The sequence below is a fragment of the Paenibacillus sp. 01T422 genome, assembly GCF_056398785.1.
This window is the reverse complement of sequence record NZ_JBFTQB010001380.1, coordinates 1-1,016: the sequence shown is the minus strand read 5'-3', so window position 1 is coordinate 1,016 and position 1,016 is coordinate 1. Positions and strand designations below refer to the sequence as shown.

Annotated in this window: 1 protein-coding gene; it reads right to left on the bottom strand. The window is 40.0% G+C overall.

The window, feature by feature from the left end:
* Positions 1 to 48 precede the first annotated feature (48 nt).
* Entirely contained in the window at positions 49 to 768 is a 720-nt protein-coding gene (locus tag AC1DUA_RS38905; protein ID WP_477504771.1) for a metallophosphoesterase family protein, read from the bottom strand.
* Between the last annotated feature and the right edge of the window lie 248 nt (positions 769 to 1,016).

The window sequence follows — 1,016 nt, the reverse complement described above, 5'->3', positions numbered from 1 at the left end:
CTTATGTACGTATCCCCAATCGTCGTCCTAGAAATAACTCTTGACCGCTCAAACTCTGGCGTTTCGAATAATCTCTGACATCATTTTTGCATTAGGATAATCTACATCCCTATAAAGATCGATTACTCTCTCCGCGTCAAAATCAACACGTTGTATCGATGTTTTTAATTTACCTTCTTCAATTTCAATAAGACCATAAGAGGCTTTAGTGACCCCATCAAACGGAAGCCCAACGCTTCCAACATTCATAAGTACTTTACCATTCAAGTGTCTTATATAGGCCTTATGGATGTGCGCGTATACATATATCTGCGCATCTTGCGAGCTCATCAAGCGGTTCTGTAACGCAGCGTCATCCATGTTTGGAAGAACGATTTCAAATAAATTATCCGGTGTTGCATGGAAGGCGTTTATACGAATTCCATTGACTTCGCAATTAATTTCTGTCGGGAGTGTTTCTAGATACGCAATATCCGATGGTTCAAGCTTGGAAAAGGTCCAATCACGTTCAATGTTCATTAATTCGATCACTTTTTGCGGAACTTCTCCCTCACGAACGCCGCGGATCACCCACTCGTCTGCATTGCCTTTAATAACTTCAGTATTCAAAGATCGAATTAATTCTAGAGAACGTTTAGGTTCGGGTCCACGGTAACAAAGATCGCCTAATACATAAATTTTGTCTATTTTATTTTCCTTGATATCGTTTAAAACCGCTTCAAGAGCAACTGCATTTCCATGTACATCTGAAATAAAAGCTATTTTCATTGGAATTTAACCCCCACGGCAAGAATGGTTAAATTTTACCATTACATACACTGCATGTCCACGAGAGTGAGTCGTTTCTGAATAGCAAAAAACCACCTTGCGGTGGTTTTAATTCAGCTATGAACTTAACGATTGCGCCGCAGCAACACTACACCGCTAATACTAGACGTATTTTTCTGATATACCACTCTAAAACCGATATCTGCATCCAACAAACAGGCAAACGCATTATTCAATAGCCTACCAGG